Annotated in this window: 17 protein-coding genes; 7 read left to right on the top strand and 10 right to left on the bottom strand. The window is 53.8% G+C overall.

All coding sequences use genetic code 11. The annotated features are described in order from the left end of the window. Positions 1-57 precede the first annotated feature (57 nt). Together kdpA and kdpF are read right to left on the bottom strand one after the other, a co-directional pair. Positions 58-1878: a potassium-transporting ATPase subunit KdpA gene (gene kdpA, locus ACO0LK_RS23900; protein WP_422979545.1), complete on the bottom strand. Its 1821-nt coding sequence runs from the start codon at positions 1876-1878 to the stop codon at positions 58-60. Further along, a complete protein-coding gene (gene kdpF / locus ACO0LK_RS23895) occupies positions 1878-1967 on the bottom strand; it encodes a K(+)-transporting ATPase subunit F (RefSeq protein WP_186950609.1) in 90 nt (29 codons plus the stop codon). The genes kdpA and kdpF overlap by 1 nt, the downstream gene beginning before the upstream one ends. A 388-nt stretch (positions 1968-2355) precedes the next feature. Here kdpF and ACO0LK_RS23890 point away from each other — a divergent pair, with 388 nt between their 5' ends. Next, positions 2356-5379, top strand: coding sequence for a bifunctional diguanylate cyclase/phosphodiesterase (locus tag ACO0LK_RS23890; protein ID WP_422979542.1), 3024 nt, complete (start codon positions 2356-2358; stop codon positions 5377-5379). Here the strand turns inward: ACO0LK_RS23890 and ACO0LK_RS23885 are convergent. Beyond that, a complete protein-coding gene (locus ACO0LK_RS23885) occupies positions 5361-6254 on the bottom strand; it encodes a Dyp-type peroxidase (protein WP_422979540.1) in 894 nt (297 codons plus the stop codon). The two genes, ACO0LK_RS23890 and ACO0LK_RS23885, sit on opposite strands and share 19 nt — an antisense overlap. A gap of 57 nt (positions 6255-6311) precedes the next feature. Between ACO0LK_RS23885 and ACO0LK_RS23880 the strand changes: the two genes are divergently transcribed. Further along, positions 6312-6482, top strand: a complete 171-nt coding sequence (locus ACO0LK_RS23880; RefSeq protein ID WP_422979538.1) for a hypothetical protein — start codon at positions 6312-6314, stop codon at positions 6480-6482. 26 nt (positions 6483-6508) lie between these two features. Continuing rightward, positions 6509-7762 carry an alanine transaminase gene (alaC, locus tag ACO0LK_RS23875; RefSeq protein ID WP_422979536.1) on the top strand — a complete coding sequence of 418 codons (1254 nt, stop codon included), beginning with the start codon at positions 6509-6511 and terminating at the stop codon, positions 7760-7762. Between the two features lie 69 nt (positions 7763-7831). Here the strand turns inward: alaC and ACO0LK_RS23870 are convergent, their stop codons facing one another. After that, complete coding sequence (locus ACO0LK_RS23870) at positions 7832-8998, bottom strand: mandelate racemase/muconate lactonizing enzyme family protein (protein ID WP_422979534.1); 1167 nt, start codon at positions 8996-8998, stop codon at positions 7832-7834. 105 nt (positions 8999-9103) lie between these two features. Here ACO0LK_RS23870 and ACO0LK_RS23865 point away from each other — a divergent pair, with 105 nt between their 5' ends. Beyond that, the gene (locus tag ACO0LK_RS23865) at positions 9104-9994 is read left to right on the top strand and encodes a LysR family transcriptional regulator (RefSeq protein ID WP_422979532.1); all 891 of its coding nucleotides are present in this window, start codon (positions 9104-9106) and stop codon (positions 9992-9994) included. A gap of 32 nt (positions 9995-10026) precedes the next feature. On the opposite strand, the gene ACO0LK_RS23860 is transcribed toward ACO0LK_RS23865, so the two are convergent. Next, on the bottom strand, positions 10027-10764 hold the full coding sequence (locus tag ACO0LK_RS23860; protein ID WP_422979530.1) for a siderophore-interacting protein: 738 nt from the start codon (positions 10762-10764) through the stop codon (positions 10027-10029). Between the two features lie 38 nt (positions 10765-10802). On the opposite strand from ACO0LK_RS23860, the gene ACO0LK_RS23855 reads away from it, so the two are divergent. Further along, the gene (locus tag ACO0LK_RS23855; protein WP_422979528.1) at positions 10803-11273 is read left to right on the top strand and encodes a MarR family winged helix-turn-helix transcriptional regulator; all 471 of its coding nucleotides are present in this window, start codon (positions 10803-10805) and stop codon (positions 11271-11273) included. 39 nt (positions 11274-11312) lie between these two features. Then, on the top strand, positions 11313-12374 hold the full coding sequence (gene hisC, locus ACO0LK_RS23850; RefSeq protein WP_422979526.1) for a histidinol-phosphate transaminase: 1062 nt from the start codon (positions 11313-11315) through the stop codon (positions 12372-12374). A gap of 33 nt (positions 12375-12407) precedes the next feature. Here hisC and ACO0LK_RS23845 read toward each other — a convergent pair whose 3' ends face one another. After that, a complete protein-coding gene (locus ACO0LK_RS23845; protein ID WP_422979524.1) occupies positions 12408-12902 on the bottom strand; it encodes a hypothetical protein in 495 nt (164 codons plus the stop codon). 7 nt (positions 12903-12909) lie between these two features. Beyond that, positions 12910-13395 carry an asparaginase domain-containing protein gene (locus ACO0LK_RS23840; RefSeq protein ID WP_422979522.1) on the bottom strand — a complete coding sequence of 162 codons (486 nt, stop codon included), beginning with the start codon at positions 13393-13395 and terminating at the stop codon, positions 12910-12912. Positions 13396-13555: 160 nt separating this feature from the next. Here ACO0LK_RS23840 and ACO0LK_RS23835 point away from each other — a divergent pair, with 160 nt between their 5' ends. Then, a complete protein-coding gene (locus ACO0LK_RS23835; RefSeq protein ID WP_230412412.1) occupies positions 13556-14329 on the top strand; it encodes an L-asparaginase in 774 nt (257 codons plus the stop codon). Between the two features lie 27 nt (positions 14330-14356). Here ACO0LK_RS23835 and ACO0LK_RS23830 read toward each other — a convergent pair whose 3' ends face one another. The 3 genes from ACO0LK_RS23830 to ACO0LK_RS23820 all read right to left on the bottom strand — a co-directional run bounded on the left by ACO0LK_RS23830 (position 14357) and on the right by ACO0LK_RS23820 (position 20067). After that, positions 14357-14944: a YdcF family protein gene (locus ACO0LK_RS23830; RefSeq protein ID WP_422979520.1), complete on the bottom strand. Its 588-nt coding sequence runs from the start codon at positions 14942-14944 to the stop codon at positions 14357-14359. Between the two features lie 102 nt (positions 14945-15046). Continuing rightward, positions 15047-18043: a VIT domain-containing protein gene (locus tag ACO0LK_RS23825; protein ID WP_422979518.1), complete on the bottom strand. Its 2997-nt coding sequence runs from the start codon at positions 18041-18043 to the stop codon at positions 15047-15049. A gap of 89 nt (positions 18044-18132) precedes the next feature. Next, the gene (locus ACO0LK_RS23820; protein ID WP_422979516.1) at positions 18133-20067 is read right to left on the bottom strand and encodes a putative bifunctional diguanylate cyclase/phosphodiesterase; all 1935 of its coding nucleotides are present in this window, start codon (positions 20065-20067) and stop codon (positions 18133-18135) included. Between the last annotated feature and the right edge of the window lie 161 nt (positions 20068-20228).

The following is a 20228-nucleotide window of genomic DNA, read 5'->3' as shown; positions in this document are numbered from 1 at the left end:
CTGAAGCGCGCGGCGAAGAACGTGGAATCAGCCGCGCCTCTGGTTCAGGCATCCGCTTTATTTCGTCATGAGCTGCAAATGTTCGACCACCGGTCCCAGTGCAAGCGCAGGTACATAGTTGAGTACACTGATGAGAACGACGGTACCGACCAGCAAGGCGATGAACATGGGTCCATGCGTGGGCATGGTGCCGGCGTTCGCTTCCAGGCGTTTCTTGCTGGCCAGTGAACCGGCAATCGCAAGAATGGGAACGATCATGGCAAACCGGCCAAACCACATCGCTATCGCCAGCATGATGTTATAAAACGGTGTGTTGGCGCTGATGCCGGCAAAGGCACTGCCGTTATTATTGGCAGCCGAGGTAAACGCATACAGCACTTCAGAAAAACCATGCGCACCGGGGTTCAGAATACCGGCCTTGCCAGCGTCCGCCATCACTGCAATCGCGGTGCCCGCCAATACCAGTACCGGTGTCACCAGGATGGCGATGGAGGTCATCTTCATTTCATAAGCCTGGATTTTCTTGCCCAGGTATTCGGGTGTGCGGCCTATCATCAGGCCGGCAATAAATACCGCCAGTATCGCGAAAATCAGCATGCCATACAGGCCACTGCCGACACCACCAAACACCACTTCACCAAACTGCATCAGAACAATAGGGACCAGGCCACCGACAGGCATCAGCGAATCATGCATGGCATTCACTGCGCCACAAGATGCTGCCGTGGTAATCGCCACAAACAGACTGGAAGCGCTGATGCCGAAGCGGGTTTCCTTGCCTTCCATATTGCCGCCGGCCTGCAATGCCGAGCTGGCCTGGTCCACATTCATGGATGCCAGTAACGGATGGGCTTGTTGTTCCGACACCATGACCGTTACCGTCATTGCCACAAACAGGACCGTCATGGCAGCCAGCACTGCCCAGCCCTGACGCATATCCCCCACCAGACGACCAAAGGCAAAACAGAGTGCCGCCGGGATCAGGAAGATGGCGATCATCTGCATGAAATTCGTCAGATAGCTTGGATTTTCATACGGATGGGCAGAGTTGGCATTAAAGAAACCGCCACCATTCGTACCCAGCATCTTGATCGCTTCCTGCGAAGCAACCGGCCCCATGGGCAGAGTTTGTACCGAAGTTGTCAGGGTTTCCATGACGGGTGCACCCTTGTCATCTTTCAGGGGCTGACCATCGGTGCCCAGCTTGGGCTGGCTGTAGGTGACAGGGTCCAGCAACTGCACGTCCTTGTAACCGGAAAAATTCTGGATTACGCCCTGCGCCATCAGAAAGACGGTAAAAATAACCGACAAAGGCAGCAACAGATACAGGGTGGAACGCGTGATGTCGGTCCAGAAATTGCCTATGGAAGCGGCAGAGTGACGGGTAAAACCGCGTATCAGCGCAAATACGACCGCGATACCGGTGGCGGCAGAAAAGAAATTCTGCCCGGCCAGTACCAGCATCTGGGTCAGGTAACTCATGGTGGATTCACCCACATAGCCCTGCCAGTTGGTATTGCTGACGAAGCTGACAGCAGTATTGAATGAGGAATCGACACTCACATTGGCAAAACTCTGGGGATTCAATGGCAACCAGAGTTGCAGGCGCTGCACCGCATACACGACCAGCGCACCCAGGGTATTGAAGACGATCAGGGCAATGACATACTGCTTCCAGCCCATGCCGCTGTCTACTTTAGTATCAACCTTCACGCCAGCCAGACGATACAGTCCCTTTTCCAGCCAGGCCAGCCAGCCCATGCCGGGTACAGCTGCCTTGTCATCGGCGATTCTGGCGATCAGCAAACCCAGGGGATAAGACAACACCAGCAACACGCCGAGAAACAGCACCAGCAACACTATCGCTTGCGTAGTCATCACAGCTCCTCTGCATTCAACAAGGCTACTACCAGATACACAAACAAGGCGGCAGCCACCACCGTGCCGATGACGTAAAACGTGTTCATGCTTTTGCTCCCAATTTGTCGCAGGCCTGTATCAAGGCCCAAACCAGCAGGAAAAAAACACCTAACCCGCCGACATATAAAATTTCCATCAAATAATCCATGTGCTTCCCCATTGATTTTTTACACAGTGAAGAATAGCGAGCAGGCAGTAAAAAATTTATAAAGACTTGGCGGGGCCGCGTAAAGAAAGTGTAAAGATGGGAGGAAAAATACGTGCTGGCGACGGTAATGGCGGGGGATTTTATGTTTGCGACAATACTTTCATGCGATTACACCTGCTCCTGACATGCAGGCAGCGTGTAAGTAGGTGATTTGTAGCAATAGTTCACTTATGCGTTTCGTGCTTTGCAGCATAATGGAGAATCATCAAGGTACTTATACAAATGTTATGGCTAAGCCCCCGCCAGTTGGTCGTTCCACGGAAATTCGACAAGAAATCCGGATCGGCCATTTTCTGCTGCTGATGCTGGCGTATTTTTGCGCCGGCCGCGTAGGTCTGGCCATTCCTTATGCCAATCCGAACGTCAGCCTGATCTGGCTACCCACCGGCATTGCCATTGCCGGTTTTCTTCGATATGGAAAAAAAGCACTGCCAGCTGTCTATCTGGCATCCTTGCTGCTGGAACTGTCTGCTGGTTTCGGGTTGGCTGTGTCTGCAAGTATTGCGATTGGCAGCACGCTGGGGCCATGGCTGAGCAAGTGGGTATTGCGCGAGCAGTTGTTTCGCCGTGAGTTTCCGCGCCGTCGTGATGTGATCGGTTTTGGCCTGGCTGTCATGACCGGCATGTGTGTCTCTGCGACAGGAGGTGCACTGAGCCTGTGGTCCTATGGCCTGGCAGATAATCCGGGAACAGTCTGGCTGACCTGGTGGGCCGGGGATACTGTCGGTGCCTTGCTGGCCGCCCCCTTGTTGATTTCCTTTTCCTGGCGCGAGGTTTCGGAGCTAATGCGGCGAAGAAAGGAAATCGCCGGGTTCCTGATTCTGTTCGTGGCTGCAAACTGGCTGATCTTTGTTTCACCATATAACCGCCTGCACCTGACCTTTATTACGGTCAGTGTGATGATCTGGGCTGCCATGCGTTTTGGTGTTTCAGGTTCTTCGTTTGCAGTGCTGGCCACTTCTTTGTTTGCCGCCTGGGCTACCTCACACGGCATGGGCCCCTTCTATGATGGCGGTCAGGCCAACCTGCTAATACTGTGGGCCTACATGACAACCATGGTGCTGATCACCCTCATCATTACTGCCCTGCAAACCGAAAGCATAGATGCCACCCGCCGCATACAGGATGCCTACAAGCGCATCAACAAGGTAGCATCACGCCTGCCTGGCCTGGTACTGCAATACCGCATACGCCCCGACCATAGCGGTTCCATCCCCTTTGCAAGTGATGCCATCGTACAGATGTTTGAAGTCACGCATGAAGAAGTACGGGAAGATGCGCTACATCTGTTTACCCGTGTAGACAGCCGTGACATAGAAAGCGGTACTGAAATCATTCGCCATGCCATGCGCAATCTGTCGCCTTGGCAAAGTGAATTCCGTATGCAGCGCAAGGATGGCAGCGTGCGCTGGCTGTATCTGGATGGCTTGCCGGAACCCGAGGCAGATGGCTCCATGCTGTGGCATTGTTTTGTCACCGATATTACCGAACGCAAGCAGGCCGAGCAGGATATGCGTATCGCTGCCTGCACCTTTGAATCGCAGGAAGGGATTTTTGTCACGGATCCTGACTGGACCGTCCTGCGTGTCAACCAGGCGTTTACCCGCATCACCGGCTATCACCCGGAAGACCTGATAGGGCGACGCCCTCCCATGCACAAGACCAAACAGCAGGACAGGGATTTCTATGTGCAGATCAATGAATCGCTGACGCAACATCGCTACTGGCATGGCGAATTGTGGAGCCGCCGCAAGGGCGGTGAAATTTATCCACAGATGATCACGCTGACTGCGATTACCGACAACCGCGGTGAAGTCAGCAATTACATAGGTTCATTCACTGACATCAGCCGTCACAAGGGCTATGAGGCCGAGATCCGTAACCTGGCTTTTTATGATTCGCTGACGCAGTTGCCGAACCGGCGTTTGCTGATGGACCGTCTGCAGCACCTGATTTCTGTCAGCAACCGCAATGACAGCCACAGCGCGATTCTGTTCATTGACCTGGACAATTTCAAGACTCTCAACGATACGCGCGGCCATGATGCCGGTGATTTGCTGTTGATAGAAACCGCCAGCCGCCTACAGACCTGTGTGCGTGACAGCGACACCGTGGCGCGACTGGGCGGGGATGAATTTGTGGTGGTGCTGGAAGAACTCAGCAGCCAGCGCGATGATGCTTTGCGCCAGGCAGACCGCATCGCTGAAAAAATCCGCCTGCTGTTGAGCCAGCCTTACCAGATCACGGATTTTGAACACCATGGTTCCAGCAGTATCGGCGTCTGCCTGTTCCAGGGTGGCGATGTTACCGTCAAGGATCTGTTCAAGCGCGCCGATACTGCGATGTATGAAGCCAAGACAGCCGGTCGCAATGCGGTACGTTTCTTTGACCCGGCCATGCAGGCCATACTGGTGGTACGCATGATGCTGGAATCGAATCTGCGGATCGCACTGGCAAACCGCCAGTTCATGCTGTATTACCAGGTACAGGTGAATTCGGACGGCAAGCTGATCGGTGCCGAAGCCCTGCTGCGCTGGCAACATCCGGATCGCGGATTTATTTCACCCGCTGAATTCATACCGCTGGCTGAAGAAACCGGCCTGATCATCCCTATCGGCCTGTGGGTACTGGAAACTGCCTGTGCCCAGATCAAGCAATGGGAAGAACAGCCTGAAACACGCAACCTGACCCTGGCGGTGAACGTCAGCGCCAAGCAATTTCAGCAATGCGATTTTGTCGAAAGCCTGAGTGAAATCGTCGGACGCCATCAGATTGATCCTACCCGCCTGAAAATAGAACTGACGGAAAGCACAATCCTTGACAATGTCGATGCCACTACGGCAAAAATGCATCAGTTGAAAAAACTGGGCATCGCTTTTTCCATGGACGATTTTGGTACTGGCTATTCTTCACTCGCCTATCTGCAACGCCTGCCGTTGAACCAGTTGAAGATCGATCAATCCTTTGTACGTGATCTCAATCATGATGAAAACGACGCGACCATCGTGCGTGCCATCATTTCACTGGGCGTTAACCTGGGCCTGAACGTGATTGCCGAAGGGGTGGAAACCAGCGCCCAGCGTGCCTTTCTGATCGAACATAACTGCTATGCCTTCCAGGGCTATTTCTTTTCCAAGCCCTTGCCGCTGGAAGGCTTTATGGCGCTGCTCAAGAGTGATCGGGCTGCGCACGCTGCCGAGGCTGCTGACCCTGCCGACCCTGCCGACGACAATCAGACGATACCAAGCTGACGCAAATCCAGCTTGCCGTCCAGCATGGGCGGGCACCAGAAATAACTGCCGGTCTGCGGCTGGGTTAACTGGAACAGGGCATCAACGATGCCATCTTCAGCGCCACTCATGCGTCGCAACTGCACTTCAAAAGGGTAGAAGGAACTGGCAAAGGCGACGAAGAACAGGCCCGCCTTGTCCTGCGCTGACCAGGGCATGGAACGCCTGAGCATAAAGGCTTCAGGCGTGAAGTTTTCTTGCGCCGTGCGTTTGACGTGGGCAGATTCTGGTGCGTCTTCCAATTCTTCGTTATCGCTTTTGCGACGACCTATCGCATTGTCCTGCTCATCACATGGCATGGCATCAAAACGTTCAAACCTGTGCAGCCATTGCTGGACGGCGACAAAGCTGGAACCTGCCAGCCCTGCCGCTGTACCATCGACAAAGGCCGCAGCCAGTGCTGCATCCTCTTCGGGGTTTTCGGTGCCGTCTTCATAACCGCTGAGATCACGACCTTCCTGATATTTGAAAGCGTCGACCTGTTGCTGCAATTCAAACGCGGGGGCCAGTAGCGGCATCAATTGGCGCAATTGATGCACCAGCGCCCCGCGTTCACTTTGACGCAGCCAGCAAAACAGGGCGGCCGGTGTCGTTGGCAGACGCATGCGACTGCCGTCGACGCCTTGAAACTCTTTCAGGCCATCGACATTTTTCCCCAGCGCCTGCAACAGGCTGGCCCCCAGGCCGGTAACCAGGGTATCACCGTCTGTCAGCGCAGCCAGGGCGCGCACTACCTGTTGTACGGTCGCGATTTCGACAGCGGCCTTGATTTGAAAGCTAAGATAAATGGCATGGGCAGGTATGGGCTGCAAAATACCTTTCTGATACAACGACATGAATAACTCCTTGGCTTGAGGCTATGTGAATGTTAGAAAATGAGTGTTGGAAAATGAATGCTGAAAAATAACAGGCTGTTGTGGCAAGGATACCGCAGCTTGTGCAATTTGGGATTGCTGGCTACAATCAAAGCAGATTTCATTTTTGTTGAAAAATGGATTCCAGAGGCAATCGCCTCGACGTCGCTCGGACGGTTCCGGGCGCCCGTTCTGATGGTCAGTTTTTGACTGTTTGAACTACGTACAATTTGATCATGACAAATACATCTACTCCGCCGGGCCGGGGTTCGGTTGTTGAGGGCACGCCTGCGCCTGCAACAAAGTTCTCCTTTGCTCGTATCAATCGCCTGCCCCCTTACGTATTCAATATCACTGCCGAACTGAAGATGGCAGCGCGCCGTCGCGGCGAAGATATCATCGATATGTCCATGGGTAATCCTGACGGTGCCACACCTGCACACATCGTTGAAAAGCTGGTGGAAGTTGCCCAGCGCCCCGACACCCACGGTTATTCGGCGTCCAAAGGTATACCGCGCCTGCGTCGTGCGATTGCACACTGGTACAAGGACCGCTATGACGTCGACCTGAATCCGGATTCAGAAGCCATCGTCACCATAGGTTCCAAAGAAGGCCTGGCGCATCTGATGCTGGCGACGCTGGACAAGGGTGACACGGTGCTGGTGCCAAACCCCAGCTACCCCATCCACATCTATGGCGCGGTCATCGCCGGTGCCGATATACGTTCCATACGCATGAGCCCCGGCGTGGATTTTTTTGCCGAGCTGGAAAGAGCCATACGCGAAACCTATCCCAAGCCCAAGATGATGATCTTTGGTTTTCCGTCGAACCCGACCGCGCAATGCGTGGAGCTGGAATTTTTCGAACGCGTGGTCAAGCTGGCGAAAGAACACAATATCCTGGTGGTGCATGACCTGGCCTATGCCGACATCACCTATGACGGCTGGAAGGCCCCCTCCATCATGCAGGTACCGGGCGCACGCGATGTGGCAGTCGAATTTTTCACGCTGTCAAAAAGCTATAACATGGCTGGCTGGCGCATAGGCTTCATGGTCGGCAATAAAGAATTGGTGGCAGCACTTGCGCGTATCAAAAGTTACCACGACTATGGCAGCTTCACACCTGTGCAGGTGGCAGCGATTGCAGCGCTGGAAGGCGACCAGACTTGCGTCAACGAGATACGTGACCAGTACCAGCGCCGCCGCGACGTCCTCGTCAAGGGCTTGCATGAACTGGGCTGGATGGTGGAAAAACCAAAGGCATCAATGTATATCTGGGCGCATATCCCGGAACATTACCGTCACCTGGGTTCACTGGAATTTGCCAAACAGATGCTGGAAAAAGCCAAACTTTGCGTGTCACCCGGCATAGGCTTTGGTGAATATGGCGATGAATACGTACGCTTTGCTTTAATCGAAAATGAATCGCGCATACGCCAGGCCCTGCGTGGCTTGAAGACCATGTTCAAGGATGATGGCGTAGCCAAATAAATCCTTTGCACCGGATGCCAGACAGGCCTGCATGATCATGCAGGCCTGTCTGGTCTCAAGCGGTGTGAATCACTCAGCGATTTTGCGCATCTCCGCATACAGATCCGCCTTGCCTTCAAAGCCTATACCCGGCAATTCTGGCAGCAGGATGTGGCCGTTGACTACCTTCACACCATCCGGAAAACCGCCATACGGCTGAAACAGGTCAGGATAGGATTCATTGCCACCCAGGCCAAGGCCAGCAGCAATATTCAGTGACATCTGATGACCACCGTGAGGTATGCAGCGTTTGGCTGACCAGCCATGTTCATGCAGCATGTCCAGCGTGCGTAAATATTCCACCAGCCCATAGCTGAGGGCACAGTCAAACTGCAGCCAGTCGCGGTCTGCACGCATGCCGCCATAGCGTATGAGATTGCGGGCATCCTGCATGGAGAACAGGTCTTCACCTGTCGCCATGGGATTGGGGTAGTAATTGCGCAATGTCGCCTGCAATTCAAAGTCCAGCGGGTCGCCCGGTTCTTCATACCAGAACAAGTCGTATTGCGAGAGTGCCTTGGCATATTTGATGGCAGTGTCGAGGTCAAAGCGACCATTCGCATCGACCGCGAGTTTTTGGCCGTCACCCAGCACGCTCAGGATGGAATCGATACGACGCAGGTCTTCGTCCAGCGAAGCGCCACCTATCTTTTTCTTGACCACGGTGTAGCCACGGTCAATATAACTGCGCATTTCATCTTTGAGTTTATCGTGGTTCTGGCCCGGATAATAATAGCCCCCTGCTGCGTAGACAAAGATGTTACGGTCCGGCGTGCCATTGCCATAGCGTTCTGCCAGTAACTGGAACAGTGGCTTGTCAGCGATCTTGGCGACGGCATCCCAGACTGCCATGTCGATGGTGCCGATGGCTACCGAGCGTTCACCATGGCCACCTGGTTTTTCATTGGTGAACATGCGGTTCCATATCTTGTGCGGGTCAAGATTGTCACCGGCATCGTTGATCAGGCTTTCTGGTGCGGCTTCCAGCACACGGGGAATGAAGCGCTCACGCATGAGCTTGCCTTGCCCGTAGCGGCCATTGGAATTGAAACCGTAGCCGATGACAGGCTTGCCATCGCGGATGACATCAGTCACCACCGCGACCAGACTCAGGGTCATCTTGCTGAAATCGATGTAGGCATTGCGTATGGGGGAACTGATGGGTACGGTTTTTTCGCGGATTTCAAGAATTTTCATTTGGCTTTGTCCTGACAGGTATAAAAAGGAAACTGTATGGTCCAAAGCTTACTCTTCATTTATAGATATATAATTAACTCATATTGAAACCATTATTTACTTCAAGTGAATATAGACATTGCACCCGAGCTGACTTTCTTTGTCTTGCTGGCCAAACTGGGCAGCCTGTCGGCGACGGCACGTGAACTGGGTATCACTCCACCTGCGGTGACCAAGCGGCTGATGCTGATGGAACAACGCCTGGGCGTGCGCCTGGTCAACCGCACCACACGCCGCCTGAGCCTGACCAGTGAAGGCGAGTCTTATCTGGCGCAGGCAAGCCAGATCCTGGCTGGCATCCGTGATATGGAAGAATCGGTATCGAGCAGCCGTGCCACACCCAAGGGCTTGCTGCGGGTGAATGCGACACCAGGCTTTGGACGTACCCGTATCGCACCGCTCATATCACGCTTCGCCCATCTGTATGCTGAAGTGGAGGTGCAATTGCAATTGACTGATCGCCCTATCGGTCTGGTGGAAGAGGCGTATGACCTGGCGATACGCTTTGGTGAACTGCCGGATTCGCGTCTGGGTGCACGCAAGCTGATGGCCAACCGGCGCTTTTTATGTGCCTCACCCGCCTATCTGAAGCAGGCCGGATACCCACAAACCCCGACCGAGCTGCATCACCATCGCTGCATCCTGCATCGTCAGAATGATGACGTGTATGGCACCTGGCGTCTGGAAAAAGGACGCCAGGTGGAACTGGTCAAGGTGCGTGGTGCGGTCTCAAGCAATGATGGCGACGTGGTGCTGAACTGGGCACTGGATGGCCACGGCATACTGGTACGTTCGGAATGGGATTTGAACAAATACCTGGAAAGCGGCCGGCTGCAAATCGTCCTGCCCGCCTACACACTACCGGCGGCTGATCTGTATGTGTATTACCTGAGCCGCCGCCAGCAACCGGCCAGGGTCAGGGCATTTATTGATTTTTTGGTGGAAGAGTTCAAATGAGAATCCGGCTGTAACCGGATTCCATTATTGAATCAGCTTTCCAGGTTTTCATGATGCGCAATCAAGCCGCGCTTCCAGTATGCCGCCACCCGCATGGCAGTTCCAGCATGGCCTTTTTCTTCCGCCAGTATGCGGCGTGTTGCTGCCATGGTTGCAGCTTCACCGGCGCACCAGGCATAACCATCGCCTGTGGGCAAAGGCAGGGCGCGCAGGGTATCAAGAAACTCTTGTGCACTGTCTACCCAGACGATGCTGATGTCGGCTGCACTGCTTAAATCGCGGCGTTCGGCTGGCGGTGCTTGCAGGATGACGATGGCACGCACACCCGCCGGTAATTCTTCCAGGCGTCTGGAAATGGCAGGCAAGGCGGTTTCATCACCGGCCAGCAGATGCCATTCATAGTCGACCGGAATCACCAGCGAGCCACGCGGCCCGGCAACAGTGACCGTCTGGCCAATATCGGCCTGGCTGGCCCAGGCCGCAGCGGGGCCATCGCCATGGATGGAAAATTCCAGCACCAGTTCACCTTTGACAGGGTCGTAATGCCTGGGCGTGTAGTCACGCATGAAGACATTGTCTGTGTCAGCGGCCAGTATCAATTTAAGATGATCATCAAAGGATGCGCTGATAAAACCCGGCAGGTCAGCACCCGTCAGGGTAATGCGGCGGAAGTGCGGGGTCGGGCTTTCAACACGGACAACTTGCAGCTTGCGGCGTTTGATTTCATGGCGTATGCGTTGTACGCGGCTGGTTTCAGAGGCTATACTCATTTATTCACCTATCAAATTAGTTGATAATATCTACTATAATGCGCAAAACAAATGACAATGTCAACCATTCCCGGCAAAATAATGAGGATGGGGTGCTGGATCTTATCCATACCGTCATGCACCAATACCGGTCCATGCAATACCAGGCTTTGCGTGACGGCCCGCATGACATCACGCATATGGAAGGCAAGGTATTGAGTTTTTTTGGACGTCAGCCCAAGGCTACCCAGAGTGATCTGGCCAAACACAGCGGGCGCGACAAGGCGCAGCTGGCACGCCTGATCAAGGGCTTGCGTGACCGTGGGCTGCTGGATGCCGAAGCCGATGCAACGGACCGCCGCAATGTCCATCTGGCGCTGACCGCCGATGGCCAGGCGATATTGAGTGGCCTGCATCAGCAGGCAAAACGCCTCAACAGCAAGGCTGTCAGCGGCATGGATAGCGCGGAGCAACAGCAATTGCTGCAGTTCTTGCTGCGTGTCAAAAACAATCTGGATGCGACAGAATAAACGCCCTCCAGTATCAATTTTTATGTAAAAACCAATATCATGAGTCAATACTGGAGTGAAGTTGTACACAAGCTGACACCGTATGTCCCCGGTGAACAACCGAAGATAGACAGGCTGATCAAGCTCAATACCAATGAAAATCCCTATCCACCATCCCCCCGGGTGCTGGCAGCGATACAGCAGGCAGCCAGTGCAGACTTGCGCCTCTATCCCGATCCCGGATCAGACAGCCTGCGCGACACCATCGCTGCCTATCACGGCTTGCAGGCAGAGCAGATATTCATTGGCAACAGTTCGGATGAGGTGCTGGCACATACCTTCCAGGCTTTACTGAAACATGAGCAGCCCTTGTTATGTCCGGACATCAGCTACAGCTTTTACCCTGTGTATTGCGGCCTGTATGGCATCAGTTATCGCAGCATCCCGCTGGATGCGGATTTTCGTCTGAACGTGGAAGATTATCTGCAAGCCAATGGCGGAATTATTTTCGCCAACCCGAATGCGCCTACCGGTTGCCTGCTGGAGCTGGATAAAATTGAATTCCTGCTGCAACACAATCGCGATTCTGTCGTGGTGGTGGATGAAGCTTATGTGGATTTTGGCGGCAGCACGGCGATTACGCTGATCAACAAGTATCCCAACTTTCTGGTGATACAGACGCTGTCAAAATCACGTTCACTGGCCGGCTTGCGGGTAGGTTTTGCAGCAGGTCACCCAGACCTGATCGCCGGCCTGAACCGTGTCAAGAACAGTTTCAACTGCTACCCGCTGGACCGGTTGGCGGTCGCTGGTGCGATTGCCTCATTTGAAGATGAAGCGCATTTCCAGCAAAATTGTGCCGCCATCATCGCCAGCCGCGACCGGCTCACAGACAGCCTGAACCACCTGGGATTTGAAGTCTTGTCTTCAGCCGCCAATTTTGTTTTTGCACGACACCCGCAGCATGAGGTGCTACAACTGGCGCAGGGCTTGCGTGCTGCTGGCATTATCGTGCGGCATTTCAAACAGGAACGCATCAGCGAATTCTTGCGCATTTCCATCGGTACCGATGTCGAATGCGAAGCGCTTGTGTCAGCGCTGAAGATACTGTTACAGGCTTAAAACTCGTTTCAAGCCAGGGGATCAGTTAGCTTACTATTCGGGCCAGATCGACAACACCAGCTCTTCAATATTGTTAGGATCATTGATCTTCTTTTTGGCATCTGCCCAGTCTGCCGGTGCCGGTACGGCTTTTTTGGTATGCACGGCGGTATCTATCGCCATCTTGATGCCAAACACCAGGACGCCGCTGGTGACCTCTACCGGCGGAAGTTTCTGCACTATTTCATAGATCTGGTTGTCATAATATTCATGCACGGCTGGCGTCATGTCCAGCCAGGATGTGACGGCACCGTCAGAGCGTATGGCCACCACCAGATAACCGGCGCTTTCGGGCATTTTGACTTTTTTCAGCGCCCTGTAAATCTGCGTCTGCAAGGCCCGTGTATAGCGGCCAAAGCTGTCGACATTGATACCTTTCTGTTCCAGCTGTTTTTGTGACTGGAAAAAATAGATGGAATCAAAACGGGTTTCTGCTGCTTGCGTCAGCGCGGAAAAACACAGTAGCAGAGTAGCCAGCAGCAGTTTCATACTTACCTCATTTCGTGACAAAAACACCGGCACTACGGTTTTTCTGTACATTGTCCCATGCAAATACCTTGCCGTTCATGGCTACATGCACACCGGCTGGCAACAACTGCGCTGCGCTACAGGCAAACCCCAGGTTGAAGAAGGCATCGGAATTGGCAATTTCGTAAGGAATCATGGCGCCAGTAAAGACTATGGTCTTGCCCAGGTTGGCCGCACCCAGCACTTCAGCTGTTTCACGCATGGTGTCGGTGCCATGGATGATGACGATGGCATCTTCAGCAGAATTCTGGCAAGCCTGCAAGACGGTCTGGCGATGGCTGTCATTCATGTCCAGCGAATCCACCAGCATGCAAACTTCCAGCTCAACCGGAATAGTCAGGCGGGCGCGTTGCAACACCTCGGGCAGGTGGCTGTCGGCAAAGCTTAATTTACCTGCCAATTCATCATAATGTTTATCAAAAGTGCCACCGGTGGCGATAATGCGCAAAGTCATGGTCTTGTCTCAAAATAGTCGTGGTTGATTTGTTCTGCATTGTAACGCGGCAGGCACCTGGCTGAAAACTCCATGCTAAGCTGCTACACTAAGCCGCTGGAATAAACATTACTGCAATATGCTGCCAGGTGCAGATACATCGCGAATACTTTGTTGATATATGAAAGCCATTGCCCCAGGAACCGTTATTTTCCACCGCCATCGTGGCTATGGTGTGCTGACCTCTGTCAATTTACTGACCGGCTGGGTAGCGGCCCGCTTTGGTGACGAAAAACGCACACTAGACTTGAATCTTTCCACAGATGAAGTCCAGCATGCGGATGGTGAAGCCATCCTGTTCCGCCGCTCGCCGCCAGAACGCATGCCACATGCACGCCTGATGGCGATGGTGAAAGAATTGCATGCAGCAGGTTACCAGAAGCTATATCTGTATAGCTGGCCCAAGCCTTCCGGCCTGCACTGGCGCTGGCAGTTATTCACCGGACCACGCAACTGGATGCAAAGACCCTGGCGTGAAGGCTGGTATGGCTCAGGCGCAGATTACAATTTCAATCCCGTGATGGGTTGGGGCGATGCTCCCGGTGCCAGCACCGCCGAGCTGATTGAGGCATTTGCCCGCTTTGATCCGGCCGGACTGGCACAGGCGCTGGGTAAGGATGAAGATCATGCTGCCTGGTTTGCCAGTGTCTGCGATATCTTGCTACCGAATTATGCCTACAGCCTGGGGGCAGATACACCCGAACATCCGCTCCCCCTGCATTTGCCAGTCATCGCAGTACGCCAGCGCCTGCCGGAACGCGAAGAACAATTAGCTTATCCACCCGGCTGGGAACAGACCTGGAGCCCGGACAGCCTGCAACGCCGCCATCAGCAAAGAAGCAATGTGCGACATGATGTGATACCCACAGGCTGGCACCTGCCGCTGGAATTCTGATCTGTACCTGTACATCGGCACCAATATTCAGCGTACTTGCGAGGGTTTCAGCATGTATCCGCCATAGGCAAACACTTCACGCAGCAGCGAATACGCATCCCTCCCTTCAAAATAATCGGCGTGTACATGCGCCTGGCCAGGCAGGCCGAACTTTTTCATTGCCAGTTGAAAACGGGCGAGATGGAAGAACTGGCTGACCAGCACGGCGGAAGTCCATCCCTTTTGTTGCATCAGGCTGGCAGCAAAACGTGCTGTTTCCAGGGTATTGATGCCGTGGCTGTCGGTATGGATGGCAGCGACCGGTACGCCATGCGCGAACAGGTAGTTTTTCATGACTTCGGCTTCGTCATGCCCTTCCACACCTTTTGCACCACTGACCAGTATGGCCTTGCAGCGGCCATCAACAAACAGCTTGAGAGCAGCATCCAGCCGGGCTTGCAGACGCTTTGAAGCTGTCCCGTCCGGGTGGACGGTATTGCCGGGCACAATCGCCAGGTCGGTGCTGACCAGTCTGTCGTTAAGGCCATACAGGCTGATAGCCGATGCCGCCAGCAAAAAGCCCAACAACAGGATCAGGGTCAGCCAGGCGGCCAGGCGTTTCAGTGTGACAGACATGACAGTACAGACCCTGGCAGTAAGATGCCGATATGGCAAACCCCTTGATTGTACAGGCTGCGATACGAGTAATAGCTACAGCACCTGCAACCAGGCTGTGTGCTACCGCCCCGCAGGTGCCACAATCTCAAATTCGCCTACCATTACCACATCTTTTTGCCCGTTCAGACGCAATACCACCATGTTATCTTTTTGGTTGGCGGTGCCAAAGCCTGTGGATAAACGCAACATCAGCGTAGTGGCCGCAGCCACCAATTGTTGACGATGACCAAAGAATTGCGCTTCGACCCGGTATTTGCCCGGTTTAGCGTTACGCAGAGAAAATTCTTCTGGTCCGTAACCGCCAGTAAAATCGCGCGACATGCGGCCACCCTGATAACTGAGCGGGCTGGCGTAATAGGTCTTTTCTCCATTCGGGTCTGTCACCCATAAATCGATATCGGTATTGTCCGCATCCCAGGTCATGACTGCGCGCAGGTCTAGCGGCAAATTACGCAAAAAACGTGTGTCCATGCGTGACGTATCCAGTTTTTGCGTTGCCGGTTGACGGGCAATGATGGCATTCATTTCTGCCAGGGCAATCAGTTCTATATCCGGGAAGCGATCATGCCAGGGACGACGCACGACTTGCCACAACTGATCAACGGCCGCCTGTGGCTGGCCCGCTTCAGCATAGGCCAGGCCCAGGTCCCGGTAAGACTGCGGTTCTTCCGGACTCAGTCGCTGCACTGTCTGTAACACGGGTATCGCCAGTTGAGGCTGTTTGGCCTGAATCAGGCGATACGCCAGCAAACGCAGGATGTGGCGGTTTTCCAGCTGCATTTCTGCCAAATTGGACAAGATACGCAAGCCAAGTCCGGTCTGACCACGGTCCATGAAGAGGTCCGCTGCATCCAGGAAAAAAGCGCTGCTGTTCACATAGGCTGGCCTTTCATCCAGATAAATGCGGTACATGTCGGCCACGCTGGCCGCTTGCAGGCGACGATAATAGGGTGCATCCGGCTCCCATTTCTTCATAGTGATGCTGGCGACAGCATTTGTTTGCCCGGATGCATCCAGCCCCTTTATTCCTGTGCGGACGCGCTCAGTTGCATTTCTCGGGGCCTCTGCCGTCATCATCGGTGGTGCCAGGGCCAGGGCTGGGCTCGGTGGCGGCACCATTCTGGGTTCTACCATGGGTGCAGGCATGACGGGTGCTGCCATACCGACAGAACGGGCTGGTCTGGCAACCGTATCGCTGCTGGCCGGTGGCAGCGGACGATTGGTTTTCGGAAAATCCCTGTTCCACCATGCCTGTTTTTCAGTAAAGCGGGCCAGTATTTTATCCAGATGCGCCTGTTGCTCACCGCTGGAGTCCTTCGCCTTCTGTGCCAGCAATTGTTCATAGTCAGCACGCAATTCTGCTGGCGGTGTGATTTCGTAACGCACATAATCCTGTACCGCATCCAGCACAATAAGAGAGGTTTCTGCGGTAGCGATACTGAATTCACGGCCCAGACGACGTATTTCTGCGCGCTTGAAGTCTGTCTGTTGTTGCAGGCGTGCCAGTTGCAGGTCTGCCCAGCGTCGTGCGGCTATGCTGCCTTGCAGTTTTTGTGGCTGGAAACTCAACACGACTTCTTTTTGCATGGCCTGCCCTTGCGCCGTCTGCAAGTTCAGCATCACTTTGGCGGTACTGGCTTGCATGACACCGGCGATACGCAATCGCCCCTGTTCCGGAAACACCGAAGCCGACACCAGTTGTGTGGCGTCAACCGACTGCATGGCAAGCAGGTGCAGGGATTGTGTTCGCAGAGCCTTCACGGCTTGTGGTACATCCAGTTGTAGCAGGTTCAGCAACTGACCTCCGCTATTTTCGGCCATGGCACGCAAGGCAGGCTGATCGGCGCTAGTACTGGCCAATAGTGCATACACGGGGACTTTGCTGTCGGGCAGGGGCTGATTGCCATAATTCATGATGCCGTCAGAAAACACGAGACCGAAGTCGGCATTTTCGGGCAACACAAAACCTGCACTATTACTGGCCCCGTCATACGCCAGGTTGTCGAGCGTCTTGCGCAAGTCCTGCCAGTTACCCTGGTGCACGGCAAATGTCCGGGCAGGTTCGGCCTTGTCGCGGACCACAATCAATTGCACATCAAGATTCTGTACAGCAGCAAAATACGCATCCAGCGCCGCCAGTTCACGCCCATGGTCACGGTTGGCACCAGAACCCGAAGCATCCCATAATATGGCAAGCTGCTTTGGAGCCGGGCGGGCGGCTGTGCTGGCAGCCAAAGGTACTTCTGCATAGAAGTACGTTTTGTCCTGCCAACGTTGATACGTGCTGTTGATTTGTGCACTGACTGGCAATTGCAATTCCAGACGATTTTTGCCTGGTGAGAAATCGCGTTTTTTTAGCTGTACTATGGTATTGCTGTCGTCATCAAGTTTTTGTACATCCTCAGCAGCACCGCCCAGCAGGGTATCAAGCTGGACCCGGTTGGCACGCACACCATTGATTTTAATTTTTGCATCGAAGTTGCCTATGCTTTGGCCGAACTGCAAGGGCAGGGTATAAGGTAAAAATGCGGGCTTGCCTGCAATGGTCTGAATGCTCAATACCTGCTCCAGTGTCAGTTGTACCGTACGTGTACCTTTGGCAGGCAAGGGATACAGACGCAAGCGGTAATGATTTCCGCGTGTCACTTCCAGCAAAGCCGGGTCTACTCTCGCCCTGGTCACATCTTCAAATACCTGCTGCCCCCGGGCTTTATCAACGACCACCGCAGGTCGCAGCTTGCCATTGATATCGAGCGCAAAACCCGTGACACTTTGGCCAGCATCCAGCGGAAATTCAAGCTGCCCTTCAAGCACGCGTTCATTGGGATTATAAAACCTGAGTTCCACCACGGTATGGGCCAGGCTGCCATTGATTTCCGTCACGATATTGACTGCATCCAGCCGTACCGGGATACGCGCTTCGGATGCCGTCAAAATCGGTGGTATCGGGGGGATGATTCTGGGAACAGGGGTCACTGCCATGGCATTGATGGCGAAAAAACTACTCAGTGCCAGGCCAAGCAAGGCGAATTTTTTGTAGCAAGCGGGCAGTTTCATGTGCGTCCCTGTCGTTGTAATATTGCAATAACGTTCAAGTTAGCACTTTGGACGACATTCAGGGTGCATTGCCCCCAAACAAATCAATCCTATAACACAGACTCCATCCGGCTTTCGCGCAAATGCATCCAGGTGCTGAAGGCATCTGCCGGTATCGGCTTGCAGAAATAATAGCCCTGCGCCATATCACAGCCCATGGCTTGCAACTGCTGCTCGGTCTGCCTGGCTTCTACCCCTTCGGCCACCACGCGCAGATGCAACTGATGCGCCAGTTGTATGCAGGTATCCACCACGGCGTAGCTGCCGCTGTCTGTGCATAAGCTGTGGATAAGTTCATGGTCTATCTTCAATTCATTGATGGCCAGGCCTTTCAGTTGCGACAAGGGTAAATGACCGCTGCCAAAATCGTCAACAGACAGACGAAAACCCATGGCGTGCAGACTATGCAGGGTTTCCATGGCGATGTCGGTGGTATCGGCAAATGCGCTTTCCGTCAGCTCCAGCACCACATATTCGGGCGGCACGGCAAATTCATCCAGCAAACGGCGTATATCGGCTAGCAGTTCCGGGTCACAAATACTGCGTACCGACAGGTTGATGGCGATGCTGATATCGAGGCCTTCGTCACGCCACAGCAGCCACTGACGAAACGCGGCGCGCATCACCCACAGATTCAGCGGTTTGATGAGGCCGGATTTTTCTGCCACGGGGATAAACTCCTTCGGCGACATCTCGCCGGCAAGCACATCGGTCCACCTGAGCAGGGCCTCGGCCCCGACCACGCTGCCGGTCAGCATATCGATCTGGGGTTGGTAATGCAGGCTCAGTTCTGCTTTGTGCAGGGCATCGCGCAATTGGCCGCATAGCAAATGCTGCCGCAAGAATTGCTGCTCATGTTTTTCTTCATAAAAAGCCAGCTTCATGTGGCCAAGCTGCGCATGCAACAAAGCTTGCGCAGCTTTTTTCAACAAGTTTTCGGCGTCGCCCGCGTGCAGGGGATAGCTGGCGATACCTATGGTGTGATCGATTTCCAGCGCATAATCATCGATCTTGAATTCCAGCCGGAACGCCAGAATTTCACGGATGATGTCGCTGGCATTGATATCTTGCGAATGCTGGCGATAAATGCAGACAAATTCATCGCGCCTGGTTCGCACGAACAGCCCGCGCGAACCTACCGTCGCAATCATGGTGTCAGCGATGGAACGGATCAGCTTGTCTGCGACTTCAGCACCAATGATATTGGTGGTTTCAAACATCTTTTCCAGACGAATGTTAACCAGCAGCAAACCATGTCCACGCTCACGAGCCGCGGCGATTTCTTGCGTCAGTATTTCAGGCAAGCCCAGGCCATTCGGCAAGCCGGTGACAGTATCCTGATAGACGGTCTGTTGCAGTTGTTCCAGATAAACTTGCGTTCTGGCCAGGCCAGCCTGTTCACTGACACGCAGTTTTTCTTCGTATTGCGTGCGGCTATGGTTCAGCCCCAGGGCAATGCAGGTGTAAAAAAGCAATGCCGCAATGACCTGTTCGGCAAACTGGTCTGCATAATGAAAAGCATACGGACCATCCACGCCCAGTTTGAAAATCAGCACCATTGCGCCTAGCCAGCATAAACTCCATCGCAAGCCCCTGGTCTGCCCCTTGAGCCACAGAGCCAAAAAAGGGAAACTGAAGGTCCACAACACGCCGCTGCCCTGATTGCCACCAAAATAGGCCAGTGTCAGCGTGGTCACCATGACATACAGCAAAATGATGGATTCGGCATAACTGATCTTGTCATCACTGCCAGACAGGATAAAAGCCGGTACCAGCAAGAAAATCGTCAGGCAGGCTTCAATCAGCCACAGTACAGGATAGGCGGATTGCAGATAACTGCCCAAGGTCAGGATCAGGGTGACTGGCAAGAGCAGGGCAATCACGGTTCTGACATAGCGTCGCCGGTCAACCGGGCTGGAAACATCTTTGGTGACCAATCCCAGCATGGTTTTCAGCATGGGAAACTGCAACACATAAGGTCTCATCGTCAGGATCTCCTTCCAATTGTTCAGACCGTAGCCGTGGTTAATTTTGGCAATGTTTTGGTGATGCGCTCTGCGTTTTTGTAGCGACCAGGATCAAACACGAATGCTGACCACCGGAAAGCCGGGCAATGCTGTGCAGTTTAGTGTATTTTTTACAAAGT

The sequence above is a fragment of the Undibacterium sp. Ji49W genome (assembly GCF_049340205.1).
Classification (GTDB): domain Bacteria; phylum Pseudomonadota; class Gammaproteobacteria; order Burkholderiales; family Burkholderiaceae_D; genus Undibacterium.
The sequence above is the reverse complement of the archived record's forward strand: the minus strand, read 5'-3'. Positions and strand labels throughout refer to the sequence as shown.